This window comes from Rheinheimera aquimaris, from assembly GCF_020531985.1.
Classification (GTDB): domain Bacteria; phylum Pseudomonadota; class Gammaproteobacteria; order Enterobacterales; family Alteromonadaceae; genus Alishewanella; species Alishewanella aquimaris.
The window spans coordinates 48,552-72,731 of sequence record NZ_JAJAVQ010000008.1 but is presented as its reverse complement, the minus strand read 5'-3'; the positions used below and the strand labels follow the sequence as shown (position 1 = coordinate 72,731).

17 protein-coding genes and 1 tRNA gene are annotated in these 24,180 nt (G+C 47.9%); 9 read left to right on the top strand and 9 right to left on the bottom strand.

The annotated features are described in order from the left end of the window. The first annotated feature begins 111 nt into the window (after positions 1–111). Positions 112–2,127 carry a DNA helicase Rep gene (rep, locus tag LHL18_RS19265; protein WP_134058612.1) on the top strand — a complete coding sequence of 672 codons (2,016 nt, stop codon included), beginning with the start codon at positions 112–114 and terminating at the stop codon, positions 2,125–2,127. Here the strand turns inward: rep and LHL18_RS19260 are convergent. Both LHL18_RS19260 and LHL18_RS19255 read right to left on the bottom strand, forming a co-directional pair. Beyond that, entirely contained in the window at positions 2,101–4,707 is a 2,607-nt protein-coding gene (locus tag LHL18_RS19260; RefSeq protein ID WP_134058609.1) for a sensor domain-containing phosphodiesterase, read from the bottom strand. The two genes, rep and LHL18_RS19260, sit on opposite strands and share 27 nt — an antisense overlap. A gap of 197 nt (positions 4,708–4,904) precedes the next feature. Continuing rightward, positions 4,905–5,300: a c-type cytochrome gene (locus tag LHL18_RS19255; protein WP_134058606.1), complete on the bottom strand. Its 396-nt coding sequence runs from the start codon at positions 5,298–5,300 to the stop codon at positions 4,905–4,907. A 580-nt stretch (positions 5,301–5,880) separates the two neighbouring features. On the opposite strand from LHL18_RS19255, the gene polA reads away from it, so the two are divergent. Next, the gene (gene polA, locus LHL18_RS19250; protein ID WP_226768299.1) at positions 5,881–8,676 is read left to right on the top strand and encodes a DNA polymerase I; all 2,796 of its coding nucleotides are present in this window, start codon (positions 5,881–5,883) and stop codon (positions 8,674–8,676) included. A gap of 587 nt (positions 8,677–9,263) precedes the next feature. Here polA and yihA read toward each other — a convergent pair. Next, positions 9,264–9,896: a ribosome biogenesis GTP-binding protein YihA/YsxC gene (gene yihA / locus LHL18_RS19245; protein ID WP_134058600.1), complete on the bottom strand. Its 633-nt coding sequence runs from the start codon at positions 9,894–9,896 to the stop codon at positions 9,264–9,266. 181 nt (positions 9,897–10,077) lie between these two features. Between yihA and LHL18_RS19240 the strand changes: the two genes are divergently transcribed. The 4 genes from LHL18_RS19240 to LHL18_RS19225 all read left to right on the top strand — a co-directional run bounded on the left by LHL18_RS19240 (position 10,078) and on the right by LHL18_RS19225 (position 13,008). Then, positions 10,078–10,704, top strand: coding sequence for a c-type cytochrome (locus LHL18_RS19240; protein ID WP_134058597.1), 627 nt, complete (start codon positions 10,078–10,080; stop codon positions 10,702–10,704). A 716-nt stretch (positions 10,705–11,420) separates the two neighbouring features. Further along, positions 11,421–11,951, top strand: coding sequence for a class I SAM-dependent methyltransferase (locus LHL18_RS19235; RefSeq protein ID WP_226768298.1), 531 nt, complete (start codon positions 11,421–11,423; stop codon positions 11,949–11,951). A gap of 53 nt (positions 11,952–12,004) precedes the next feature. Further along, positions 12,005–12,550, top strand: coding sequence for a Der GTPase-activating protein YihI (gene yihI / locus LHL18_RS19230; protein WP_134058591.1), 546 nt, complete (start codon positions 12,005–12,007; stop codon positions 12,548–12,550). A gap of 2 nt (positions 12,551–12,552) precedes the next feature. Then, complete coding sequence (locus tag LHL18_RS19225) at positions 12,553–13,008, top strand: DUF2489 domain-containing protein (protein WP_134058588.1); 456 nt, start codon at positions 12,553–12,555, stop codon at positions 13,006–13,008. Positions 13,009–13,027: 19 nt separating this feature from the next. Here the strand turns inward: LHL18_RS19225 and LHL18_RS19220 are convergent, their stop codons facing one another. From LHL18_RS19220 to LHL18_RS19210, 3 genes are all read right to left on the bottom strand, one after another. Beyond that, positions 13,028–14,323, bottom strand: a complete 1,296-nt coding sequence (locus LHL18_RS19220) for a metal-dependent hydrolase family protein (RefSeq protein ID WP_134058585.1) — start codon at positions 14,321–14,323, stop codon at positions 13,028–13,030. An 88-nt stretch (positions 14,324–14,411) separates the two neighbouring features. Further along, positions 14,412–14,972 carry a DUF1285 domain-containing protein gene (locus tag LHL18_RS19215; RefSeq protein ID WP_226768297.1) on the bottom strand — a complete coding sequence of 187 codons (561 nt, stop codon included), beginning with the start codon at positions 14,970–14,972 and terminating at the stop codon, positions 14,412–14,414. 53 nt (positions 14,973–15,025) lie between these two features. Further along, positions 15,026–15,101: transfer RNA gene (locus tag LHL18_RS19210), tRNA-His, on the bottom strand. Between the two features lie 158 nt (positions 15,102–15,259). Between LHL18_RS19210 and LHL18_RS19205 the strand changes: the two genes are divergently transcribed. From LHL18_RS19205 to LHL18_RS19195, 3 genes are all read left to right on the top strand, one after another. Continuing rightward, on the top strand, positions 15,260–16,084 hold the full coding sequence (locus LHL18_RS19205; protein WP_134058578.1) for a mechanosensitive ion channel family protein: 825 nt from the start codon (positions 15,260–15,262) through the stop codon (positions 16,082–16,084). A gap of 2 nt (positions 16,085–16,086) precedes the next feature. Continuing rightward, on the top strand, positions 16,087–16,833 hold the full coding sequence (locus LHL18_RS19200) for a DUF481 domain-containing protein (RefSeq protein ID WP_134058575.1): 747 nt from the start codon (positions 16,087–16,089) through the stop codon (positions 16,831–16,833). A 130-nt stretch (positions 16,834–16,963) separates the two neighbouring features. After that, positions 16,964–19,255: a sensor domain-containing protein gene (locus tag LHL18_RS19195; protein WP_226768296.1), complete on the top strand. Its 2,292-nt coding sequence runs from the start codon at positions 16,964–16,966 to the stop codon at positions 19,253–19,255. Here the strand turns inward: LHL18_RS19195 and sbcC are convergent, their stop codons facing one another. From sbcC to LHL18_RS19180, 3 genes are all read right to left on the bottom strand, one after another. Further along, positions 19,256–22,240: an exonuclease subunit SbcC gene (sbcC, locus tag LHL18_RS19190; protein ID WP_226768295.1), complete on the bottom strand. Its 2,985-nt coding sequence runs from the start codon at positions 22,238–22,240 to the stop codon at positions 19,256–19,258. Continuing rightward, complete coding sequence (sbcD, locus tag LHL18_RS19185; protein ID WP_226768294.1) at positions 22,237–23,451, bottom strand: exonuclease subunit SbcD; 1,215 nt, start codon at positions 23,449–23,451, stop codon at positions 22,237–22,239. Before sbcD ends, sbcC begins: the two co-directional genes overlap by 4 nt. A gap of 113 nt (positions 23,452–23,564) precedes the next feature. Further along, on the bottom strand, positions 23,565–24,110 hold the full coding sequence (locus tag LHL18_RS19180; RefSeq protein WP_134058563.1) for a BON domain-containing protein: 546 nt from the start codon (positions 24,108–24,110) through the stop codon (positions 23,565–23,567). Between the last annotated feature and the right edge of the window lie 70 nt (positions 24,111–24,180).

Here is a 24,180-nt window from a genome sequence, read left to right as displayed (position 1 = left end):
GCGACCTCGTGCAAAACCTTCAGCGTTATTCTACAGGGCAAAAGCTGTCAGTCGAATGCTAATTAGCGGCAAATTTCGTTACAATGCCCGCCTTGGTATAAGGGTGTGTCAATGAAGTTAAATCCGCAACAAAATGCTGCAGTTAAATTTATTTCCGGGCCGTGCCTGGTGTTGGCGGGGGCCGGCAGCGGCAAAACCCGGGTTATTATTAATAAAATTGCGTATTTAATTCAGGAATGCAATTTGCCTGCGCGCCATATTGCCGCGGTAACCTTTACCAATAAAGCGGCACGCGAGATGCGTGAGCGTATTAACCATCAACTGCCCAAAGCGGCCACCCGTGGCCTGACAATTTCAACTTTTCACACCCTGGGTTTGGAAATTCTGAAAAAGGAATACCGGCATATTGGTTATAAAGCCAACTTTACGTTATTCGACGATCAGGATAGCCTGGCATTGTTAAAAGAGCTGAGCGAACATGATATTCAGGGTGATAAAGATATCCTACGGGCCCTGCAAAGCAAAATAAGCAGCTGGAAAAATGAACTGACGCTGCCGGCCAAAGCGCTGGCTGAAGCGACAGACGCCCAAAGTATCAGTTTTGCGAATTACTATCAGCAGTATAGTCAGCAACTTACTGCTTACAATGCATTAGACTTTGATGACTTAATTCTGATGCCAACCCTGTTGTTTCAGCACAATGCCGAGGTACGCGCCAAGTGGCAGCATAAAATTCAGTATCTGCTGGTCGATGAATACCAGGATACGAATACCAGCCAGTATCAGTTAGTTAAGTGGCTGGTGGGTGAGCGGCAGCGCTTTACCGTCGTAGGCGATGACGATCAGTCTATTTATTCTTGGCGTGGTGCCCGGCCACAAAACCTGGTGCTGTTAAAAACCGACTTTCCCAGCCTGAATGTGATTAAGCTGGAGCAAAATTACCGCTCGGCCGAGCGTATTTTAAAAGCGGCCAATATCCTGATTGCCAATAACCCGCATGAATTTGATAAACAGCTGTTCAGTGAGAATGGTTATGGTGTGCCACTTAAAGTTTTGCCCTGTAAGCATGAAGAAGACGAAGCCGAAAAAGTGGTCGCAGAGATAATCTCGCACCGTTTTATTAACCGCAGCCAATATCGGGATTATGCTCTGCTTTATCGTGGCAATCATCAGTCGCGCTTGTTTGAAAAAGCGCTGATGACCAACCGCATTCCGTACAAAATCTCCGGCGGCACCTCATTTTTTTCACGCATTGAAATTAAAGATGTGATGGCGTACCTGCGGCTGGTGGTAAATCAGGATGATGATAACGCTTTGTTGCGTGTGATTAATGTGCCGCGGCGCGAAATCGGCGCGGCGACACTGCAGCAAATTGGCAATCTGGCGAATGAGAAACATATCAGTTTGTTTGCTGCCTGTTGCGAAAGCGAGTTATCGATGCATTTGTCCGCCCGTGCCCATAATGCGGTTAAACAGTTTGCGCAATGGATAGTTGGTATTGCCGATAATGTGCAGCGGGCAGATCCCGCTGAAGCCATTCGGGATTTAATCCGGCAAAGCCACTATGAAGCCTGGTTGTTTGAAACCAGCACCAGCCCGAAAGCTGCCGAAATGGCACTGAAGAATGTCAATGAGCTGTATCGTTGGATAACAGAGATGCTGCAGGGTAAAGACGATGATGAACCGATGACACTGCCGGAGGTGGTAACCCGTCTGACGCTGCGCGACATGATGGAACGTCAGGAGCAGGAAGACAATGCTGATCAGGTGCAGCTGTTAACGCTGCACGCTTCGAAAGGCCTGGAGTTTCCTTATGTGTTTATGGTGGGGATGGAAGAGGGGATATTGCCGCACCAGAGTAGCATAGATGAAGATAACGTCGAGGAAGAGCGGCGGCTGGCTTATGTTGGTATTACCCGTGCTCAGCGTGAGTTATTTTTTACCTATGCCAAAGAGCGACGTCAGTTTGGCGAGACGATTCGTCCTGAACCAAGCCGGTTCTTATATGAGCTGCCACAGGATGATCTGGAATGGCAAAATGCGGCACCAGTGAAAACCGCTGAGCAGCGTCAGCAGACAGGGGCCGCGCATATTGAGCGTTTACGCCAGTTGTTGAAAAACAACTGACGGCGCATTAGCCAGCTCGTGGGCGCTGAGTAACTCCGCAACATATTTGCCCTGCATAAAGCAGCAGCCCTCTGCCAGCAACAGGTTAAGCAAGTCAGCATTGTCGACGCCGTCTGCCAGTAAGCGGAATTTGTAACTTAGTGCTAAGGTTTGCAGCATCTGAAGTAACTGACGCTTTTGCTCATTGCGTGGCAGTTGCCGACAGAAGGTGGCGTCGAGCTTTACGAATTCAAACAACTGTTGTAACAATAACCCCATCGGAGCCGTTTCAGCAGCGAACTGATGCAGGGCCAGCCTGATGCCCATTTGCTTTAGTTGTTTTAGCGGCCCGTAAGCAGAGCTGTCTGCCTGCAGTAACTCGCGCTCCGTGAATGCCAGACATAGCCTGTGTTTATGCTCCAGAACTGCAAGTTGTTGCTTTAATTTTTCGAACAGCTCGGGTTGTTGCAGGTGCGCAGTACTGAGTTTGACGGTCAGCAAACCGGTATCGTTATTGCTGACTGTAAGATGCCTGCATGCCTGTTGTAACATCAGCTGCTCTATTTGTGGCGTCATGCCGGCATCGGCAGCATACTTACTGAAATCATATTGAGTGCCAAGTTCGGGGTGTTGCCATTGAGTGTGTACTTCATACCCCATCAGATCCCGGCCCTGGCCACATAAAACCGGTTCGAATACTGCCGTAAATTGTTGTTGTTCCAGAGCTTGTTGTATCACTTGCTCCATCGTCAGTGCTTGCAGCATCCTCTCGCGCATAGTGTCATTAAATATGACAAAGCGGTTGCGCCCCATCGATTTAGCCTGATACATAGCGGCATCAGCATCTCGTAAAATAGCCTCTGCAGCACTGTGATCATTCTGGAACTGGGCGATACCAATACTGGCACCTGAGTGCACAGGTTGGCCTTGCAATAAAAAGGGCTGACGGATCCTGTCAATAATACGCTCTGCAATATCTTCAGCGTCAGTATCATCCAACAGGCTGGTCAGTAATACAACAAACTCATCGCCACCCAAACGTGCTACAAGATCATGCTCACGCACTGTACTGAGCAGGCGCTTACTCACTTCAATCAGAAAGGCGTCGCCAACATGATGCCCCAACGTATCGTTGATCAATTTAAAGCGGTCTAAGTCGATAAACAGCAGCGCCATGTTCAGTTGTGGCTGGCGTTTACTCAGGGCGAATTGCTGCTTTAACTGCTGTAAGAACATCTGCCGGTTAGCCAAGCCTGTCAGGGCATCGTGGTTAGCTTCGTAAAACAGTTTTTGCTCGGCTTTTTTCCGCTCTTCGACCTGCAGGCGCAGAAACAGGTTGGTTTGGCGTAACTCGCGTGTACTTTCAAACACTTTGCGTTCGAGATCTTCCTGCTGACGTTTTTGCTGTTCTGTCGCCAATTTGCGTTGGATAGCAACGGCAATATGCTGAGAAACAAAACGTAGAATATTCAGCTCTGTATCGCTGTAGCTGTAACTCTGTTCATAAGACTGTAAAGCGATAACTCCAATAACCTTTTGGTCGATTAGCAGTGGAGCACCCAACCAACTGGTCGAGTAGCGGGCCTGATGGTTAGGAGACGCCATACCACGGCGTATCTCGCCGGCATTGACCAGTTCGGTAGCTTTTTCACTGTTAATTAATCTGGCATCGCCACAACGAATCACATATTCGGTAAAACCTCGGCTGAGTGGACGCTCTCTGGCTGGCGGAGAATATTGATCAAGATAGAATGGAAAAGTCAGCTTTGCTTTGTCCGGATCTAACAGTGCTATGTAGCAATTTTCTGCAGGCATCAGGCCGGATAATACCTGGTGTACAGCATGATAGAAGCTGTTCATGTCATGGCTGCTGGCAGTGAGCTCTGATATGCGGTACAACGCGGCCTGCAACTGCTCAGCATTGCTACGCTCTTTGATTTCTTTCTGCAGGGAACTGTTAATCTTCTGTAGCTGACGGGTTCGTTGTCGTACCGTGTCTTCCAGCAGCTCACGGCTTTTAACCCTGTCCAACGCTGTAATGGTATGCCCACCGATGCTGCAGAACAGATCTAAATCAGACTCGGTGTAAAGCTGCTTTTCGTTATATGACTGAATTGCCATTACGCCAATGACTTTACTGCCACGGCAAAGCGGAATACCGAGCCAATGTGTACTTGGCGAGCCCTGAGACTGGATATGGCCCTCTGCAATCAATTGTTCGAACTGCTGACTATCGCAAAGTAGTGGTTTACCTGTGCGGACAACATAACCGGTCAATCCGCTGGAAAATGCACTCGAAGGAACCTGATCAATGATCTGCTGGTCTTTCTCATCAGAGAAATATTGCGGGGAATATAGCTCACTTTCGTTGTCATAGAACACGACGTAGAAATTTTCGGCATGCAACAATTCAGACACCATCTTGTGAATAGCAGGATAAAAGTCCCGCATGTCACTAATCGTGCTTGCTAATTCAGACAGCCGCAACAAGGCGCCCTGAGTAATGTACGCCTGCTTATAACGCTGTGCCAGTAATGTTAAGCGGCGTAATTTGTTTTCCGCCTGTTTTTGGCTTTTGTTCAGCTTCGTTGATCCCTTCAACCCTGACTCTTATTTTTACAGTCGAACAGCTGCGACTTTATGTTAACAGCGCATCATTATGCACAAAGTTTAACCACTTGGAAGAGGCGTATAGCGATTATTTATACCTTTTCTTAGGTCAATTTTTTATATAAAACAACAAAGACAATAAAGGCCACCTTCAAGTGGCCTTTATTTAAAAGCATTAACGCTGCAATTTAGACGCCTTCAGTCATAAACTTAATTGCTGCAGCCAGCTCGTCATCACTACAGTCACCACAAGTGCCGCGGGCAGGCATATTTCGGATACCTTCAATCGCATGCTTCAGCAAGGTGTCATAGCCTTGTTCTAAACGGGGTTTCCAGGCTGCATCACCTTTCTTCGGTGCATTCAGCGCCCCGGTACCATGACAGGCGAAGCACGCTGTTTGGTACACTTTCTCACCACTGCGCGGACCTGATGCGCCTGCTGCTGGCGCGGCTGCTGCACCAGCAACATATACTTGCCCAACAGGTGCAAGGCGCTTAGCCAAAGCTTCTTTGTCTGCATCAGCGCTGGCATGGATGCCAAATGTCGTTAACAGCAAAGCTATCGCTAGGGTGAATTTAGTCATGTTATAGATTCCTGTGGTAATGTCCGCACAAAGTTTGCGCCATTATAGCCTCCAAGCTGCGGCAAGGGGAAGCCCTATAGTCGCTGCTGATCTGTCGATTAGGGCATAACGCGATAAAGTAGATAAGCAGGGGGGCGAACTGTAAAAACCCGGCAATATAGCGCCAATACTCGCATATGCTTTTCATGTCAGTTTGAAACTTTTTTAAAAGCAAAATTATTTAAGGGTTTTGCTTTGCATCTGCGTTCAGTGTGGTAGTCTACTTGACCGGTAGATACTTAGAGGCACTACGTTTTCCGCCGACGGAAAACATTAGAAAAGAGTTTTCCACAAAAAGGAAGTACAAAAATAATAATATGGGCTCAGCAGTAACTCCCTTATTTTTTCTTTTAAAACAAAGAATTATGTTTACCCTAAACTGGGCTTTTAGTTAAAGCACCAGCATTTCTGCTTTGGTTTTTCACAAAGTTATCCACAGCTTTTAATATGGCTGCACCCGGCAGACTTGCTGGCAGTAAACAGGGTGCCTGTGGCATGCTATAGCCCATAGCTTTCTTTACTCTTCAGGACAAATTTACTGATGGTTTCTATTCCTGGTACTCCGCTTATTCTGGTTGATGGTTCGTCTTATCTGTTCCGTGCCTATCATGCGCCACCACATTTGACTAACTCCCGCGGGGAAGCCACTGGTGCAATCTACGGTGTGGTAAACATGCTTAAAAGTTTGTTACGACAGTATCAGCCAGAACAGATGGCGGTTGTATTCGATGCTAAAGGGCCGACATTCCGCAACGATATGTATAGTGAATATAAAGCCCATCGCCCGCCGATGCCGGATGATCTGCGCAGTCAGATTGAACCGTTGCATCGTATTATTGAAGCGATGGGTTTACCGCTGTTATGTGTCAGTGGCGTGGAAGCTGATGATGTTATCGGGACATTAGCGCGTCAAGCCAGCCAGCAAGGACGACACACTTTAATTTCCACCGGCGACAAAGATATGGCGCAGCTAGTCGACCAACATGTCACCCTGATTAATACGATGACCAATACTCTGCTGGACCCGCAGGGCGTAGTAGATAAGTTTGGCATTCCGCCTGAGCTTATCATCGACTACTTGGCTCTGATGGGAGACAAAGTAGATAATATCCCAGGCTTACCTGGTGTTGGTGAGAAGACTGCTGCGGCGTTGTTGCAGGGGTTAGGCTCAATAGAGCAGATATATCAGCAGTTGGATAAGGTCGCGACACTGACGTTCCGCGGCGCTAAGACCATGGCAGCAAAGCTGGACGAATATCGCAGCCAGTTAGAACTTTCCTATCAGCTGGCCACAATTAAGACAGACGTTGAATTGCCATATCAACTGGCAGATTTGATGATTAAAACCGCTGATAATGAGCGCCTTGCTGAACTCTATAAAGAATGCGAGTTCCGTCGCTGGCTCAGCGAAGTGTTGAGTGCGGGGGCAACTGTCAGTGCGGATACTGAAAACAACACTGGTCAGGATGTGGCGCTGCCAGAAGCTGGTACAGAAGAAGCTTCGCAAGATAGTGATAAGGTAACGTCTGCGAACTATATAACGGTTCTGGATAAGGCCGCGTTTAATAGTATGCTCGAACAACTCAGCGCTGCAGAGTTGACTGCTTTTGATACCGAAACGACCAGCCTGGACTATATGCAAGCCGATTTGGTTGGATTGTCTTTTGCTACCGAAGCGGGGAATGCCTGGTACGTGCCTGTCGCACATGACTATGTTGGTGCTCCGGAGCAACTTGAACGTGACTGGGTATTAGCGCAATTAAAGCCCTGGCTTGAGAATGATAGTAAAGCTAAGGTAGGACAGAACCTGAAGTATGACCAAAGCGTGCTGGCTCGTTACAACATCGCGCTGTCCGGTGTCGTATTTGATACGATGCTTGAGTCCTATGTGTTGAATTCCGTAGCCGCACGGCATGATATGGATAGTCTGGCGCTTAAATACCTCGGTTACAAAACGGTAAGTTTTGAGGATATTGCTGGTAAGGGCACTAAGCAGCTGACATTTAACCAGGTCGAGCTGGAAAAGGCCGCGCATTATGCAGCTGAAGATGCTGACATTACGTTAAGGCTTCATCAGGCGCTATGGCCGCAGCTAAAACAGCATAACGGTTTGGTCACTGTACTGCAGGATATCGAAATGCCGCTGGTAGATATATTGTCCCGTATAGAGAGACATGGCGTGCTGATTGATTCTAAGCTACTGGCTAAGCAAAGCGAACAACTGGCTGAACGTATTGCTGAATTAGAGAAGCTGGCTTTTGAACAGGCAGGCAAGCCGTTCAATTTGTCGTCGCCTAAGCAATTACAGGAAATTCTATTCGAGCAGATGAAATTACCTGTGCTTAAAAAGACACCAACAGGCGCGCCTTCAACGGCTGAGGACGTGCTGGCTGAGTTGGCGCTGGAATATGACTTTCCCAAGCTTATCACTGAACATCGTGGCTTAACCAAGTTAAAATCTACTTACACGGATAAGCTACCGCGGATGCAAAATAAGCAAACCGGCAGAGTACATACGTCTTATCATCAGGCTGTGGCAGCAACAGGTCGGCTTAGCTCAACCGATCCCAATTTACAAAACATCCCTATCCGCACCGAAGAAGGGCGCCGCATCCGTCAGGCATTTATTGCCCCACCAGGCAAGAAAATTGTGGCTGTCGATTATTCTCAGATAGAATTGCGGATCATGGCGCATCTGTCGCAGGATAAAGCATTACTTGAGGCCTTTGCCCACGGACGGGATATTCACCGTGCAACGGCGGCAGAAGTTTTTGGTGTGGCGCTGGACGAAGTTACGTCCGATCAGCGACGTAGTGCCAAAGCTGTTAATTTCGGCCTGATATACGGTATGTCCGCATTTGGCCTTGCCAAACAACTCGGCGTTAGCCGCAGCGAAGCGCAGCAGTATGTTGATCGTTACTTTGAAAGGTTCCCCGGCGTCCTGGATTATATGGAACGTACCCGCAAGCAAGCGCACGAGTCCGGTTATGTCGAAACATTGTTTGGCAGGAGATTATACCTACCGGAGATCAATGCGCAGAATATGGCGCGGCGAAAAGGTGCCGAACGTGCTGCAATCAACGCACCTATGCAGGGCACTGCTGCAGATATTATCAAAAAAGCTATGATTGTCGTTGATAACTGGTTACGCCAACAGACTGAACCTGCTGCGACAATGATAATGCAGGTTCACGACGAACTGGTATTTGAAGTCGATGCAGATAAGGTCTCGTCAGTTAAGCCGCAATTGGTTGAGCTGATGGCCAAGGCGGCACAGTTAGATGTGCCGTTGCTGGCAGAAGCTGGCGATGGTGATAACTGGGATCAGGCGCACTAAATATTTTGAACTAACAGTGTAAAGAGTGAGTCTGAAAAATTAGTAATGCTGTTAGTTTCTCTCCTGTACCCTTTCCCAACCCGCCTCAAGGCGGGTTTTTTTCTAACCAATAAGCGTTGGTAATTTAATTACCAAATTAAATCAGTATTTTGCTTATATTGGTATTTTGTAGTTTTATTACAAAAATGACTTGCATTCCGGCTCGGCCTGGTTAAAATTTGAGTTGTAGGGTACAGAGGTAAGATGTTCTATCTTTCAGTGTCTGAGCTCAATAGAGCTGCAGCGCAAGAAAGTAGGCTTATTTAGCCGCCCCACTGCTTGCAGTGGGGCGTTTTTTTTTGCTTTTTTGAAATCGATGGCATAACCGTTGTTAAAATACGAAATGTATTTCTATGTGACAATAGGCTGCAGAAAGTTGACGGGGAAACTGAAAATTTATTAGATTTTTTAGAGTAAATACTTCAAACCGGTAAGAATTGCTGTATAATGAATCTGTCTTAGCAATAAGACACCCTGTTGATTTGAAATTATAGCTTCTCCCCGTTTGCTATGACCGACACCTGAGTGTGTCGGTTTTTTTATGCCTGTTATTCTACAATGATTTGTGCTGCTTCATCGGCGCCAAACCAGAGATCAAGCACTTGTTCCAAATCACTCAATCCTTGTTTGTTTAATGAACTGAAGCTATGCACAGTTACATCACCCATAAATGCCAATGCAGCTTCCCGCACCTCAAGTAAGGTCTTCTTTCTGGCTCCCGGGCCAAGCTTATCCGCTTTAGTCAGCAGAATGAGTACGGGTAGCTCACTTTCTACAGCCCAGTGAATCAGGTCCTGATCGAGATCTTTTAGCGGGTGTCGAATATCCATTAATACAACCAGGCCTTTGAGGCTGTCGCGTTTCATCAGGTATTCAGCCAGCGATTTCTGCCATTTTTGCTTTACCGCTAACGGTACTTTAGCAAAACCGTAGCCAGGTAAATCAATTAGCCGGCGTGTTGGATCCAGGCTGAAGGTGTTAATAAGTTGAGTCCGCCCGGGCGTTTTACTGGTGCGGGCTAAGCTATTTTGCTTAGTTAGTGTATTTAACGCACTGGATTTGCCAGCGTTAGAACGCCCGGCAAAGGCAACTTCGATACCTTCATCAGCAGGTAAAGCTGCAATATCCGGTGCGCTGGTTAGAAATGCAGCACGTTGATAATTAATTTTTGACTTGTACACAGCCTTCTCCGGCGAATCGTTTGGTGGCATTGTAGCGGATCTGAGGGATCGGCAGAAGCTTTTGCGCGCTGTATGGGATTTTACTTTGACCAGTTTCGTGTAAAATAGGCATAAAAATTAGGGTTATTACACTTGGTTGCCAGTATGCTGGCGGTTTAATGCGGACAGAGACGGATAAAAAATGAAAAAAATTCTATTTCCACTGACGCTGTTATTCGGTCTTATCGGAACAGCTCAGGCGTTTGATGGTGATGCCGAAGCCGGTAAAGCGAAATCAGCAGTATGTGCAGCTTGCCATAGCGCCGATGGCAATAGTTTAGTGGATATGTATCCAAAGCTTGCCGGGCAGCATGCGACATATTTATATAAGCAATTAAAAGACTTTAAAACAGGCATGGAAACCGGTGGCAAGCAAGGCCGTAATAACAGCATCATGTTTGGTATGGTAGCGGCATTGTCTGATCAGGATATGAAAGATCTGGCAGCATATTTTGCTTCCCAAAAAATGAAAGCGGGCGCGACACCTGAAAATGTCATAGCACGTGGTGAAAAGTTATACCGTGGCGGCGATGCCAGCCGCGGCATTGCAGCCTGTATTGCGTGTCATGGTCCGCGCGGTTCGGGTTTGGGTCTGGGTGGTTTCCCAAAAATTTCATTTCAGCACGCTACATATCTTAAAACGACGTTGACGGAATTCCGTGAAGGTAAGCGGGCAAATGATTTAAATGGCATGATGCAGGATATTGCCAGAAAACTGACCGATGAAGATATTGAGGTGCTTTCACAATATCTGGGCGGTTTGCACTAATTATTCGTAGCGCCTGCTGAATTTTATCGCGCAAAAGCCGGTGTTCATCGCCGGTTTTTTTATTTTGGGGCCAAAATTTTGTGAGATATATCTCACAGCTAGTGTAGGAAAATAGCCTTCCTTAAAATAAATTGAACTTTTTTGAACTGTTTTTTCATTTTAATTTATTGATTTTTATAGTTAATTATCCTGAATATTAAAAATAATGTAGTTTTTTTTGAGTAGTGTATTGCCATATAAACTCATCAGAGTAAATTAAGCCTCAGTTACATTTCGTAACGAATGAAAACAAGGACTATCCGCAGGGAAGTGTCAGTACCAGTACGTAAGTGCGCGGTGCCTTTGTTTAGAACACATCCGGATGATGTGCTGCGTGATTTCACGCTCAGGGAAGATTACGAAAGTATCAGGACGATCGTAAAGAATAAAATTACTCAGCCAGGAAGGCAGCATAAAAACAGGAAGAGCAGACAGGGTGTCGTAACTTCATCAGGAAGATGGCAGCGAATGAGAGAAGTGTCCAGTTGACACACATATATCCAGGGCGATAAGGCGATCTTATCGCCTTTTTCTTTTGGTAGGTTAATCTTCTGTTTATGTTGAACTCCTCTTGCCCTTTATGTCTGGCAAAGCAATGCCGGTTTTTCCATCAGGACAGCCGCCGCAGTTATTATCAGTGCCAATGCTGTAGTCTCGTCTTTGCCGATAGGGGAGCCGTGCTCTCAGCGCAAGATGAATTGGCGCAGTACCAGCTACACCAGAATGATCTGAATGATGAGGGCTATCGTAAGTTCCTGCAGCGATTAGCGGGTCCTTTACTACAGGTGCTACCCGAGCAGGGGTTATCCGGCCTGGACTTTGGCTGCGGCCCTGGGCCTTTACTGGCAAAAATGTTAACGGAAGCCGGGCAAACGGTGGCGGTATGGGATCCGTATTTTGCCCCAGACGCTACAGTGTTGCAGCAGCAATATCACTTTATCTGCTGCAGTGAGGCGATAGAGCATTTTGTCAATCCGGCACAGGAGTGGGCATTGTGGTTATCTCTTTTGAAACCCGGCGGCACTCTGGCCATTATGACAAAGCGCTACACCACTTTAGACGCCTTTACCGGTTGGCATTATAAGCTTGACCCAACCCATGTCAGTTTCTTTAGTGAGAATACTTTTCGCTATCTGGCAGACAGGGATAATTTTGAACTGGATTTTGTTGCGGCAGATGTCGTAATACTGAGGCACCGAAAGCATTAGTGTTTCGCCTCAAATCTGGTTAAAATGTGCGCCCTTTTTTACAGGTGATAACCATGACTCGTCAGAAAAAAACACGTTCGGCCGGCCCGAATGGACAACGGCATTTGTCGGCGGATGATATCCGTAAAACCCGGCAGCCAAAAGAACAGACCAAGAAAAAAGGCGCCGGTTTAAAATCAGGTAGCCGTAACAGCGTTGCTGTTGTTTCGTCTGTGTCAAAAGGTGAGTCTGTAAAGAAAGATAAGCGGCTTGGCAGTAAGAAGCCGATAGCGCTGGTACCTGCAGATGCGCAGCAACCGGCATTGCAAATTCAGCCGAAAGCCAGTTTGGCTAAAGCGAAACCGCTAGCGTTGACACCGGAGCAGGAACTGGCTCTGATAGAAAACGATGGCTACCTGCAACAGCTGCTCGAGCGGGTTGAGCAGGAAGAAATTCTTACGGGTAAAGATGCAAAGTATTTTAACGCCAAAACAGCGCGTTTAGAGCAGCTTCTGCAGCAGCTTGGATTAGCTGATGACGCAGACGATGAACCGCTGGATCCGCTGGCCGCGTTTGAACGTAAAGATTGGCGCAAAGATTTACTGGGTGATGAGGACTGATTTTGACGACAACAGTGTGGGTACTCTTTGTTGCGGCAGCGTTGTTAGTGGCTGGGTTGGCATTTTATGCTGGCACACTGTTGTGGCGCTTGCAGCAACAGAGTAAGCAGGCAAAGCAGCAACTGGCCGAAAAAAAGCGTTATCTGCGCGATAGTATTGTACTAATATGTAAGGCAATGCGCGAAGAGCAATGCGAACTATCTGAAGGCGCTCTTAGGGTGTGGGTGTTATTGGATCATCTGGTGCCGGAACATGAACCAGACCCGGTAACGACTTATCCTGGCATACATCAGATGTATCAGGTAGTTAAAGATATGCCGACACATCAGGCGCGCAAAGAGCAAGATAAAGCTCTGACGCAGCAGCAAGACAGTATCAGACTGAAAGCTGAACAGGACTTGAAAGACTTTATTCTTGCCGATACGAATGCATTGTTAAAGCGCTTCCAGCCCGAATAAAACCGGAAGCGCGACGTTATTATTGCCGGAAGATTTGACCAGCTTTCATCACGAAGCTGATTTGTCCCATCAAGTTTATATCCTGTAAAGGATCGCCCTGTACGGCGACGATATCTGCCAGCTTACCTGCTTTAATGCTGCCCAGCTCATCCGCTACGCCCAGCAGGCGAGCCCCTTCGATTGTGGCACTGTGAATGGCTTCAAGCGCTGGCATACCAGCTTCTGTCATGTAGATAAACTCGCGCCAGTTATTACCATGTTCATACACACCTGCGTCTGTGCCAAAAGCAATCTTTACACCTGCTTTATAAGCCTCAGCAAAGGTTTGCTGAATTTTTCCGCCAATAGTAGCGGCCTTAGGCCTGACCAGGTCAGGAAAGAAGCCGGCAATATGTGATTTTTCTTCTGCCCATTTGCCAGCACTGATTGTTGGCACAAAGTAGGTGCCTTGTTTTCGCATCATTGACATGGTGTTTTTATCCATGTAAGTGCCATGTTCGATAGAGTCGACACCCGCCCGGATCGCCCGTTCCATACCTTCTTTGCCATGGGCATGCACAGCCACTTTCATACCATAATCTTTTGCTGTACTGACAATTGCTGCCAGCTCTTCATCTGTAAATTGAGGATTGCTGCCACTTTTGGCAACACTGAGCACACCGCCTGTGGCAGTAATCTTTATTAAATCCGAGCCTTCTTTATAGCGCTGACGCACGGCTTTGCGGGCATCATCGGGGCCATTAATTACACCTTCTTTTGGTCCAGGATCTGCCATTAATGCATAGGCCAGCCCATTAGTCGGGTCGGCGTGGCCGCCGGTTGTAGCGATAGATTTACCGGCTGCGTAAATTCGTGGCCCTTTGATATACCCTTTAGCAATGGCTTTTTTAAGTGCCACACTAATCTGATTATTGTCACCCAGCTCCCGCACCGTGGTAAAGCCAGCCATAAGGGTTTTCTCAGCAAAAGTGGCCCCCCGAAGCGCATAGTCTGCTTCATTCATGGTGAATCCTTCGCTGTATACGGAAGGACTAAATTGGGTATAAAAATGTGTATGCATATCCATGAGACCAGGCATGACGGTATGTTGCTTCAGGTCGATAACAGTGTCGTCAGCGTTGGCTTGGCGAAATCCTGCTTCCAGCGCTGATATTTTGTCCTGCTCTACGACGATGGTGTGGTCGGTAAGAATTTTACCGTTTTCGGCGGTAATAATTTTACCTGCATGGATCAATGTAGCGGCATTGACGCTACAGATAGCTGAGCTACAAATAAAAGCGGTGCTGAGCAGGATTGCTATTGGCGTTTTCTTCATGTTGTTATGGCCTTATGTGATCAAATAGACACTAAGTGATAACACAGTCGTCTGATTCAGCAACCGGCTTTAGATAAAGTGTCGTATTTCACCGACCAGCATCACAGGCGCTTATGGCGAAAGTGTATGGGAAACCACCACTTTTTATCTGGTAATGTAACCGGGCATTACAGTAGACAGCGCTGACATGTTCCGCCAGCTGATAATAGACATTGCGGTGCAGCTTCGCTGTCAGGCCACGCCATAATTGCAGATAGGGTAAAAACTGCTGCTGCGGATCACGCTGTAGTGCTAACGGATATTGCGGGCTGACAACTATCTCTTGCTCTGTATTAAGCGTCAGGCAGAGTGCTCTGCCGTTATCTGTCTCCAGCCAGTTATGTTGTGTCACAATCAGCGGCGCATCAACTACTTCGATACGGACTTTTTCTACCGGCGTTTGTAAGTAATATGCATCGTTCTGACGTAGCAACACGGATGCGAACAGCTTTATCAAAGCAGGGCGCTGAATTTTACTATGCTGGTATAGCCAATCGCCGTTGCTGTCAATTTGCAACGGTATATCGCCGCAAAAAGGCGGATCCCAGGTTTCGACCGGTGGCAGGCTGGATTGTTGTAGTTGCTGCTGTATCGCGGCGAGACTCAGCATAATGTTCTCTGTGACACTATCGGAAGTACTTAGCTTAGCAAAGAAGAGAAGAGTGGGGTGACTGATGGGGCTCGAACCCACGACAACCGGAATCACAATCCGGGGCTCTACCAACTGAGCTACAGTCACCACTTGGAAGGCGCATTTTACCTAAGTTTTATGTCGGTACCAAGCATTTTCCGCTACCAGGTTAGGTTAACAACTTGTAGGTTTTGCCTGACCAGGCCAGTGCTGCTGTGTTATTATCTGCGCTGCTTGCTAAACCGGATAATTCACAGGAGCGTGTTATGGAGAAAATTACTCAGTTATTCGAGGAGAATCACGAGTTGCTGTTAGCCTACCTGCTGCAGCTTGTCGCCGCGATAGTTATCTTTTATGTCGGCCGTATGGTGGCTAAAGCCTTACGTCGTTTTCTGGAGAAGTCGTTATTAAAACGCTCAGTAGATAAGGCTGTCGTGTCTTTTGTCTGTGGCATTGTCTACGCCGTTATTATGATCGCGACGGTTTTGATGGCGCTGTCACAGGTTGGTGTTCAGACCACATCATTTATTGCTATTTTAGGTGCAGCCGGTTTGGCGATCGGGTTAGCGTTACAAGGGTCTCTGGCCAATTTTGCCTCTGGTATATTGATTATCCTGTTCAGACCATTTAAATCAGGCGATTTTATCGACGCTGGCGGTATCACCGGCACGGTAGATAAAATTGAGATTTTTCAGACCATCATGAAAACCCCGGACAATAAACTGGTGATAGTGCCAAATGCACAAATCACCGGTAGCGCTATAACCAATTACTCAGCAGAAGCCACGCGCCGCGTCGATTTGACCATCGGTATCAGTTATGACTCTGATCTGCGTAAAGCCAAACAAATACTGGAAGATATTATAAAGAGCGATGAGCGCGTACTGGCGGAGCCAGCGGCAGCAATAAAGGTTGGCGCTCTGGCAGATTCCTCGGTCAACATCCTGGTACGGCCTTGGGTAAAATCGGCTGATTACTGGGGCGTGTATTGGGATACGCTGGAAAAAGTGAAGCTGACATTTGATGAGCACGGTATTGGTATTCCATTTCCGCAAATGGATGTACATATTAAGAAAGATAAGCAGGAGTAAGTATGAAGGTTTATTCAGTTTTAGCATTGGCCGTGATTGCCAGCATGCAGGCACAGGCTAACGATACTGCTGCTACTGACAAGGTGTGGACAACATCGGCAGAGCTGGGGGCGATAACCACCTCCGGTAACACAGTCGGTACCTCCATTACTGGTAAGATCGATGCTAAGCAAGAACTGCAGCAGTGGAGTAATCAGTATATCTTCAGCGCCTTTTTTAAAGAGGATGAAAAGACTGATGACAACGGTGATAAATACACTGAAAAGTCGGCAGAAAAGTATCTGATTTCGGCAAAAGCGGCGTATAAGCTGGATAATGAATTTGATAAGTTATTCGCTTTTGGCTCGTATACTGATGATGAGTTTGGCGCTTATACTGAATACACCACTGTTGCTTTAGGTTATGGTACCCGGGTGTACAATACCGAAGATAAATATCTGGATGTGGAAATCGGTCCGGGTTATTTCACCGGTAAGCGTTCAACAGGCGAAACAGAGAATGGCCTGATTGTGCGTGGAGCAGCTGCTTTTAACTGGACAATCAGCGAATCAGCCAGCTTTGCTCAGACGCTCAGCGTAGAGTATGGTGACGATAATACCCGTACTATCAGCGAAACATCGTTGCGGGCAAAGATTAATGGTTCGTTGCAGATGAAAGCAGCATTTTTAGTACAAAATGACTCTTCTGTTCCGGAAGGAAAAAAGAGTACAGATACGCAAACGTCACTGACGCTGGTGTATTCTTTCTAATTATTTCCAGGCCTGCATCAGGCAGGCCTGTTATTAAATACCTTGTTATTTAATCATTTAGCTTGGCCTGTTATAAATTTAGGCTATGCTGTCATTACCACTTCATTAATAATATTTCTACATTAACCTAATGACACCGGTATGGAAGCCCCGTTTACAATTCCTGTTACAGCATCCCTGGTTTGGTGCTCTGGTGTATTTTTTGTTTGGTCTGCTGTGGATTACCTGCAGCGATAAAATACTAGCCTGGCTCGTTACCGACAGCAGTCTGCTGACGCAATACCAAAGTTATAAGGGATATTTCTACGTTAGCCTGACGGCACTACTCGCATGGTTTCTGTTAAAGCAAAAACAGCACATAGCCCGGTCGCTTAACCAGTCTGAGCAGGCTTTTATTGATACTTTTTCGCATGCAGCAGCTGGCATAGCGCATGTGTCGATGGATGGCCGTTTCTTACGGGTGAATCAGGTGTTATGCCGGATGCTGGGTTACACCGAAGCTGAGCTGATAAGAATGAACTTTCAGCAACTTACTTTCCCTGCCGATCTGGATACTGATATTGCCATGGTCAGACAGCTGAAAAATGGCCAGATAGACAATTACGAATTAGAAAAACGTTATATCTGTAAGGATGGTAAAGTGCTGTGGGCGCACTTGTCCGTCGCCATGATCCGCACCCCGGCGTTTAGTTACTTTATTTCAGTGATACATAATATTAATGAACAGAAGCAGGTTCAGCAGCAACTGGCGCAAAGCGAGTTGCGCTTCCGTACTTTACTGGACAACACGCCGCAAATTGCTGTCCAGGGCTACTATGCTGACGGTTCGACGTTTTACTGGAATAAAGCCAGTGAACTGATTTACGGCTATAGCAGGGAAGAAGCGATAGGCAAAAACCTGCTGGAACTGATTATTCCTGCCCCGATGAAGCCATTGGTCGCGGAAGCGATGACACAGATGGCTCAGACAGGTACTTCTATTCCGTCAGAAGAGCTGGTGTTACAACGTAAAGACGGCTCAATGGTATCAGTATTTTCAGGCCATGCAGTGGTGAAGCTCCCAGAGATGGAACCGCAGATTTTCTGTATTGACGTCGATTTAACTGAACATAAGAAACAGGCCGCAGCCCTGGCGTTTCTATCTGATTTTGATGCCGTAACGCAGTTACCCAACCGCCAGCATTTTGCCCGTTGCGTGGATAAAGCCATTGCCCGAGCCCAACAGCAGGAACAGCAATGTGCGGTGCTGCTGATGGATTTGGATAATTTTAAAGACATAAACGACAGCTTTGGCCACAGCGCCGGCGATCAACTGCTGATGCAGGTGAGCCAAAGGTTGCAGCAAGGCTGTGATTCGCAACATGTGCTGGCCCGGCTGGGTGGCGATGAGTTTGGTGTATTGTTGCCAGTCGTGCAATCTGACGCTGAAGCCGCTACGTTAGCAAGGTTGCTTATGAAACAGTTGCAGCAACCTTGTATGTTAAATAATGGCGCGGAAGTTAATACCGCGGTTTCCGTCGGAATAAGCCTCTATCCTGACCATGCAACCAATAGCGAAGATTTGCTCAGAGCTGCCGATGCAGCAATGTATAAGGTCAAAGGCGAAGGGCGCAACCATATCGCGTTGTATACCGATGCGTTAACTGCTCAGGCAAAGCAACGTGTTGTGCTTGAGGCACGTTTGCGCCAGGCAATAAAAAATAATATTTTGCAATGTTATTATCAGCCGCAAATAGACATTGTCAGCGACAAAGTAGTTGGCGCTGAGGTATTACTGCGTTGGCATGATGACGAGTTAGGTGTTATCACGCCGTCGGTGTTTATCCCGTTAGCGGAAGGGTGTGGCCTGATCCACGATCTCGGCGCCTGGGTATTGCGGCAGAGCCTCAGGCAGCTTAAGCACTGGCTTGATCAGGGCATGACTCCGTTTAGTCTGGCCGTTAATGTGTCGGCACAGCAATTTAGCAAAGATCAGCTGCTTGAAGAATTGAAGCTGGCATTGGCTGAAACAGCGGTACCGCCTGAACTGCTTGAGCTGGAGGTCACCGAGAGCGTGCTGATGACAGATGAAGAGCGGGTTATTGCTACTATGCATCAGATCAAAGCGTTAGGAGTCAGGCTGGCGATTGATGATTTTGGTACTGGCTATTCGTCTTTATCTTATCTGACACGCTTGCCGTTGGACGTACTGAAAATAGACAGGCGCTTTATTGAACATATTCCCCAGGCAAAGGATGACAAGCAGATCGCTACGGCAATTATTGCGCTGGCTCACACGATGAATTTTAAAGTGCTGGCCGAAGGTGTTGAGACAGCTGAACAACTGGCCTTCTTGCGCCAGCAAGGCTGTGATTTCTATCAGGGTTACTACTTCAGTAAAGCTATACCTGCCAGCGAGTTTGCTGCGCTGATACAGCGCTAATTAACCGCCTATCCTGATCTGGCTGTAACCCAACCCTTGCTGCTTCTCAACTTTGATCTGCACACTAATACGCTGCTTTAACGCTTCAACATGGCTGATAATGCCGATCATTTTACCGCTGGCATTGAGGCCGTCCAGCGCACTGAGCGCACTGTCCAGCGTATCCGCATCCAGTGTACCGAAGCCTTCGTCCAAAAACAGAGAATCAATACGGGTTTTATGACTGACCAGATCGGACAGCGCCAGGGCCAGCGCCAGGCTCACCAGAAAGCTTTCGCCACCGGACAGTGTTTTGGTATCACGCATACTGTCGGCCTGCCAGGTATCCAGCACAACCAGCTCCAGCTCTGCCGTAGCATGCCGTGACAGCTGGTAGCGGTTATGCAGTGTCTCAAGTTGGCGGTTAGCCAGCACAACCAGTTGCTGCAATGTCATGCTTTGTGCGAAGCGACGGTATTTGGCGCCGTCAGCAGAACCAATCAGGCTGTTTAAACGCTGCCAGTGTTCATACTGTTGTTGTTTCTGTGCAATATCTTGTAGTAACTGCAACTGATTGATATGCCGCTGTTCGTCACTGCTGATTTGCTGCTGCAGCTGACCTTGTCTCGCGCTTAATTGTTGCAGCTGCTGCTCATGCTGTTGCAGTTTTGCTGTAATCCCGGCCAGCGACTCCGTGGTTAGTTGTTGCTGCTGCAGTTGCAGATAACGCTGTTGCCATTCACTGTGTAACCGTTTTGCCGCAATGTCGGCTTGCTGCAGCTGCTGCTGCAATTGCTGTAAGGCCTCGACTTCCACTTGCTCCAATACCGCCTTTCTGAATGCGGCTTCGTCGCTGAAACTGCTTGCTGTCAGAGCGTGTTGCCACTGCTCGTCGTGCTGCTTCACCTGAGCGTCCAGTGCTTGTTGTCTACGCGCCAAAGCCTGTTGCTGTCCCTGCGCCTGCTGTAGCTGTTGCTGCACTTGTTGTAATGCCGTGTTTAACTCAGCAAAGTTTGCCACCTTTGTCGGCTGTTGCGGCGGGTGCTGTTGCGTTGCCTGCCATTGTTGCTGCCACTCCTGATGCTGCACTGTCACTGCATCATTCTGTTCTTCCAGGCGTTGTATGTGTTGTAGCTGTAGCTGTTGCTGATGTTGATTGTGTTCCAGTTGCCGCTCTGCTGTTTGTAATTGTTCTTTTTGCTGCTGCAGCTGCTGTTGCTGATGTTCTGCTTGCTGCAAAGCTTTAGCGGTGTGTTCCAGTGTTGCCGTTGTGTCAGCCAAAGCGGCATCTAACTCGGGTGGCTGCTCACCTTTCAGCCGGCTTGTTATATCAGCTTCAAGCTCTGCAAGCTCTTGCCGTTGCCGGTTAAGTTGCTGCTGCAACTGCTTCTGTTCTGCCTGCAGAGCAGACTGGTTTTGATTAAGCACTTCTCCCTGTTTTTGTACTGTAGCCAGCTGTTGTTCTTTCTGCGTCAACTGCTGCTCGGTATCTGAGCTGCTTAATTGCTGATAATGCTCTATAGCAGGATGCTCAGTTGCACCACACAGCGGGCAGGGTTGTTCAGGTTGTAACCGTGAGCGGTGTTCAGACAACTGCATAATCAACTGCTGTTGCTGTAACAATTGCTTTTTGTCAGCAATCTGTTCCTGCAGTGTTTTATATTGCTGGCGCAACGCCTGCAGTTGCCCAGCCAACGGCTCTAGTTGGCGTTTGTTTTGTTGTAGCTGCGACTCTGTAGCAGCGCAATGTTGCTGCCACTTCTGCCGTTGTAGTTGCTGATGTTGCACATACTGCAACAAGTGCTGCCTGGCCTGAAGTTGCTGCTGTTGCTGACGCAATTGCTGAATATCGGTGTCTTGCAACGCATCGGTCAGCTGTTTTAACTGAAGTTGTAGTGCATGCTGCTTCGCGCTGATCACCGGTTGCTGTTGTGTCAGTTGCTGCAGTTGCTGTTGCTGTTGTTGCAGCTGCAGCTGAATTTGTTGTTTTTGCTGTGCAAGCTGCTGTACGCCATGCCACAGTAAACTGGCTTGTTGCTGCTCGGCCTGCTGTTGCTGCTGTTGCAGTGTCTGCCGCTCCTGCTGACATTGTCTTTGCTCAACGAGCGCACTTTGACAGGCACTATATAACGGTAACAGCTGACTGGCCGGTTGCCATGCTGTTAAACGGGCCAGTTGCGGGCGGTGAGCTTCGATGGCGCTATGCGCAGCACTGACTTCCAGTTCTGCCTGTTGTAGCTCGTATTGCGCTTTGTCCAGCTGCTCACGCCAGCTTTGTTGCTTACGCTGTTCTGACAGCGACAGTTGTATGGTGGCAAATGTCGATTGCACTTCACTCAGTTCGGTTTGCAGCTGTAGTTTCTGATCTTCGCTTAGCAGCTCTACTGCGCCAGCGCGCGCCTGCAACAAGTCCAGCTGGCTTTTCTGTTCACGGCAATCGGTAAATACTTGCTCAGAAATACGGCCGTAAATATCGGTACCGGTTAGTTCTTCCAGTAACTCGGCGCGTTCGTTAGCATCTGCATTTAAAAAAGCGGCAAAGCCGCCCTGAGCCAGCAGCATTGATTTGGTAAAACGGCCAAAGTCCAACCCGGTTATTTCGGTAACCAGCCGCAGTTTGTCGCTGGTTTTTTCGGCCAGAATAGTGCCATCGAGTCTGGCCAGTTCGGTTTTTGCGGCCTGCAGGTTGCCGTCGGGCGCGCCTCTGGCTCGGCGCTGGCTCCAGAATGCACGGTATCCAATGCCGGCAACTTCAAATTCAACCTCTGCCAGACATTCGCTGCAATTGCGCGTCATCAGCTCATTGCTGGTCGGTGATGTTTTTAACCTTGGTGTCTGGTGGTATAGCGCCAGACAGATAGCATCCAAAATGGTGGTTTTGCCAGCACCGGTCGCACCGGTAATGGCAAAAATATTGGTTTGGCTAAAAGGTGGCTGGCGAAAATCAATTAACCACTCGCCACGCAGTGAGTTCAGGTTTTGCAGCCGCACTGACAGAATCTTCACTTGGCCTCCAGTACGGTAGCTAATACCTTTCCGTGCAGTTTGCTCAGTTGCTGTTGCTGCTCTGCGGTCAGTTCCTCGCCGGCAAGCCGTGCTTGCCACACCTGCTGCGGTGTTAATTCAGACAATTGGGTGTCATGATCGCTGGCTAACGGGTTAGTTACGGCAGTGCGCTGGCGACGCAAGCGCAGCAGGGCAACGGGCAAGTCTTGCAGCTCGGTTTCGACTCTTTGTTGCAAATCTGTCAGATAAGCATCGGTTTCAGTAATAACCAGCTCCAGCCATAGAGTATCGGTTGCTGCTATAGCTGCAACAGCTTGTTGTACCTTTTGCTTCAACGCCGCTAAATCAGTTTTTATACTCAAAAGTGGCTGAAAGCATGGAACCGGTAGCGTCGATACCGTTTTATCGCCGTCTTTAAACTCTATCAGCCACAGCTGCTTTTGCTGCGTTGCTTCGTCAAAACTCAGCGCTATCGGCGAGCCGCTGTAACGGATATCGGTGTCGGCTTTTATCTGCTGGCTTTGATGAATGTGGCCAAGCGCAATGTAATCTGCCGGCGGAAAGGCATTTGCCGCAAAAGCGTCAAGTGTGCCGATATAAATATCCCGTACAGATTCAGACCGGCTGACACCGACTGTCGTCAGGTGGCCGGTCATTACAACCGGCAGGTTCAGTTTATGCTCAGTATTATACTGCTGTGCCAGCTGATACAACTGCTGATAATGCTGCGCTATCGCCTGTTGTAAGCTTTGCTGCTTGTCGCTGGCACTTTGTCCGGCCTGGCTTTGCAGCAGATCACGGGCACGTAGAAAAGGTATAGCGCAGAGAAGTGTGGCTGGCTGGCCCTGATGTTGTAATACCAATAATTGCTGGTTTAGGTCTTCGCTGATATTGGCGATAACGCTGGTGTTTAAATGCTGCAGTAACGCTTTGCTTTCGTTTAATACCGCTGGTGCGTCGTGGTTGCCAGCCAGCATAACCAGCTGACATTGGCAGCTTTGCAACTCAACGATAAATTGGTTATACAGTTCGCGGGCATAGCTGGGCGGAGTGGCAGTATCAAAAATATCGCCGGCTACAATAATCGCATCAATGTTGAGGGCTTTAACCTGGGAAACCAGCCAGAGTAAAAAGGCCTGATGCTCGGCTGCGCGGCTGCGGCCAATAAAATGCTGGCCAAGGTGCCAGTCTGAAGTGTGCAAAATGCGCATAACAGCATGCTACTAATATCGTCAGTGGCGCCAGCATACCGGAATGGGCTACTAACAGCAAAACGCCGGCTCGGGTATAAGGCCCAGGCCGGCGTTTAGGATAACAGCTCAAGTTATTGTGCTACTTGCAGTTTATCGACGACTTTAGTGACATCATCGGTATTTTTGGCAATAGCAACGGCCAAATCTTTCTCAGCGTCAGAATCAACTTCTCCCTGCAAAGTGACTACACCGTTTTCGGCGTCTACATCAATTGACGTGCCACTGACTTCTGACTCGAACAACAGACGGGTTTTCACCACAGTGGCGATTTTTGCGTCTTTCAGCGCACTGTTGTCGTCGTCGCTACGGTTAGCGTTTTTATCGGCCATTACCGTCAGTTGGTTATCAACACGGCTAACACCGTCCAGATTTTCCAACAGCTCTTCAGCCAGAGCCTTATCTACGTCACTTTCTACTTTACCGGTCAGGGTAATAACACCGTTTTTTACATCGGTATTAATATCAAATGAATTTAAGTTGCCGTTTAACAACAGAGTTGTTTCGGCTTTACCATCAATCCACGCATCTTTGGCACCTTCTTTCCAATCGTTGGCGGCTACCGCTGTTGTAGTAGACAGTGCCAAGGTCATCATCATTGCTAAAGTTGTACGTTTCATGTCTTCGCTCCTTTGTATTGAGACGATTAGACTAATGCCATTTCAATGCCAATTATTAACTTATTGTTTT

Excerpts from the sequence above, each read along its gene's own strand:
- yihI (WP_134058591.1), top strand. The coding sequence starts at position 12,005 with ATGACTCGTCAGAAAAAAACACGTTCGGCCGGCCCGAATGGACAACGG.
- LHL18_RS19180 (WP_134058563.1), bottom strand. The coding sequence starts at position 24,110 with ATGAAACGTACAACTTTAGCAATGATGATGACCTTGGCACTGTCTACT.
- sbcD (WP_226768294.1), bottom strand. The coding sequence starts at position 23,451 with ATGCGCATTTTGCACACTTCAGACTGGCACCTTGGCCAGCATTTTATT.
- polA (WP_226768299.1), top strand. The coding sequence starts at position 5,881 with ATGGTTTCTATTCCTGGTACTCCGCTTATTCTGGTTGATGGTTCGTCT.
- LHL18_RS19205 (WP_134058578.1), top strand. The coding sequence starts at position 15,260 with ATGGAGAAAATTACTCAGTTATTCGAGGAGAATCACGAGTTGCTGTTA.
- LHL18_RS19220 (WP_134058585.1), bottom strand. The coding sequence starts at position 14,323 with ATGAAGAAAACGCCAATAGCAATCCTGCTCAGCACCGCTTTTATTTGT.
- LHL18_RS19240 (WP_134058597.1), top strand. The coding sequence starts at position 10,078 with ATGAAAAAAATTCTATTTCCACTGACGCTGTTATTCGGTCTTATCGGA.
- LHL18_RS19200 (WP_134058575.1), top strand. The coding sequence starts at position 16,087 with ATGAAGGTTTATTCAGTTTTAGCATTGGCCGTGATTGCCAGCATGCAG.
- LHL18_RS19215 (WP_226768297.1), bottom strand. The coding sequence starts at position 14,972 with ATGCTGAGTCTCGCCGCGATACAGCAGCAACTACAACAATCCAGCCTG.
- LHL18_RS19195 (WP_226768296.1), top strand. The coding sequence starts at position 16,964 with ATGACACCGGTATGGAAGCCCCGTTTACAATTCCTGTTACAGCATCCC.
- LHL18_RS19255 (WP_134058606.1), bottom strand. The coding sequence starts at position 5,300 with ATGACTAAATTCACCCTAGCGATAGCTTTGCTGTTAACGACATTTGGC.
- rep (WP_134058612.1), top strand. The coding sequence starts at position 112 with ATGAAGTTAAATCCGCAACAAAATGCTGCAGTTAAATTTATTTCCGGG.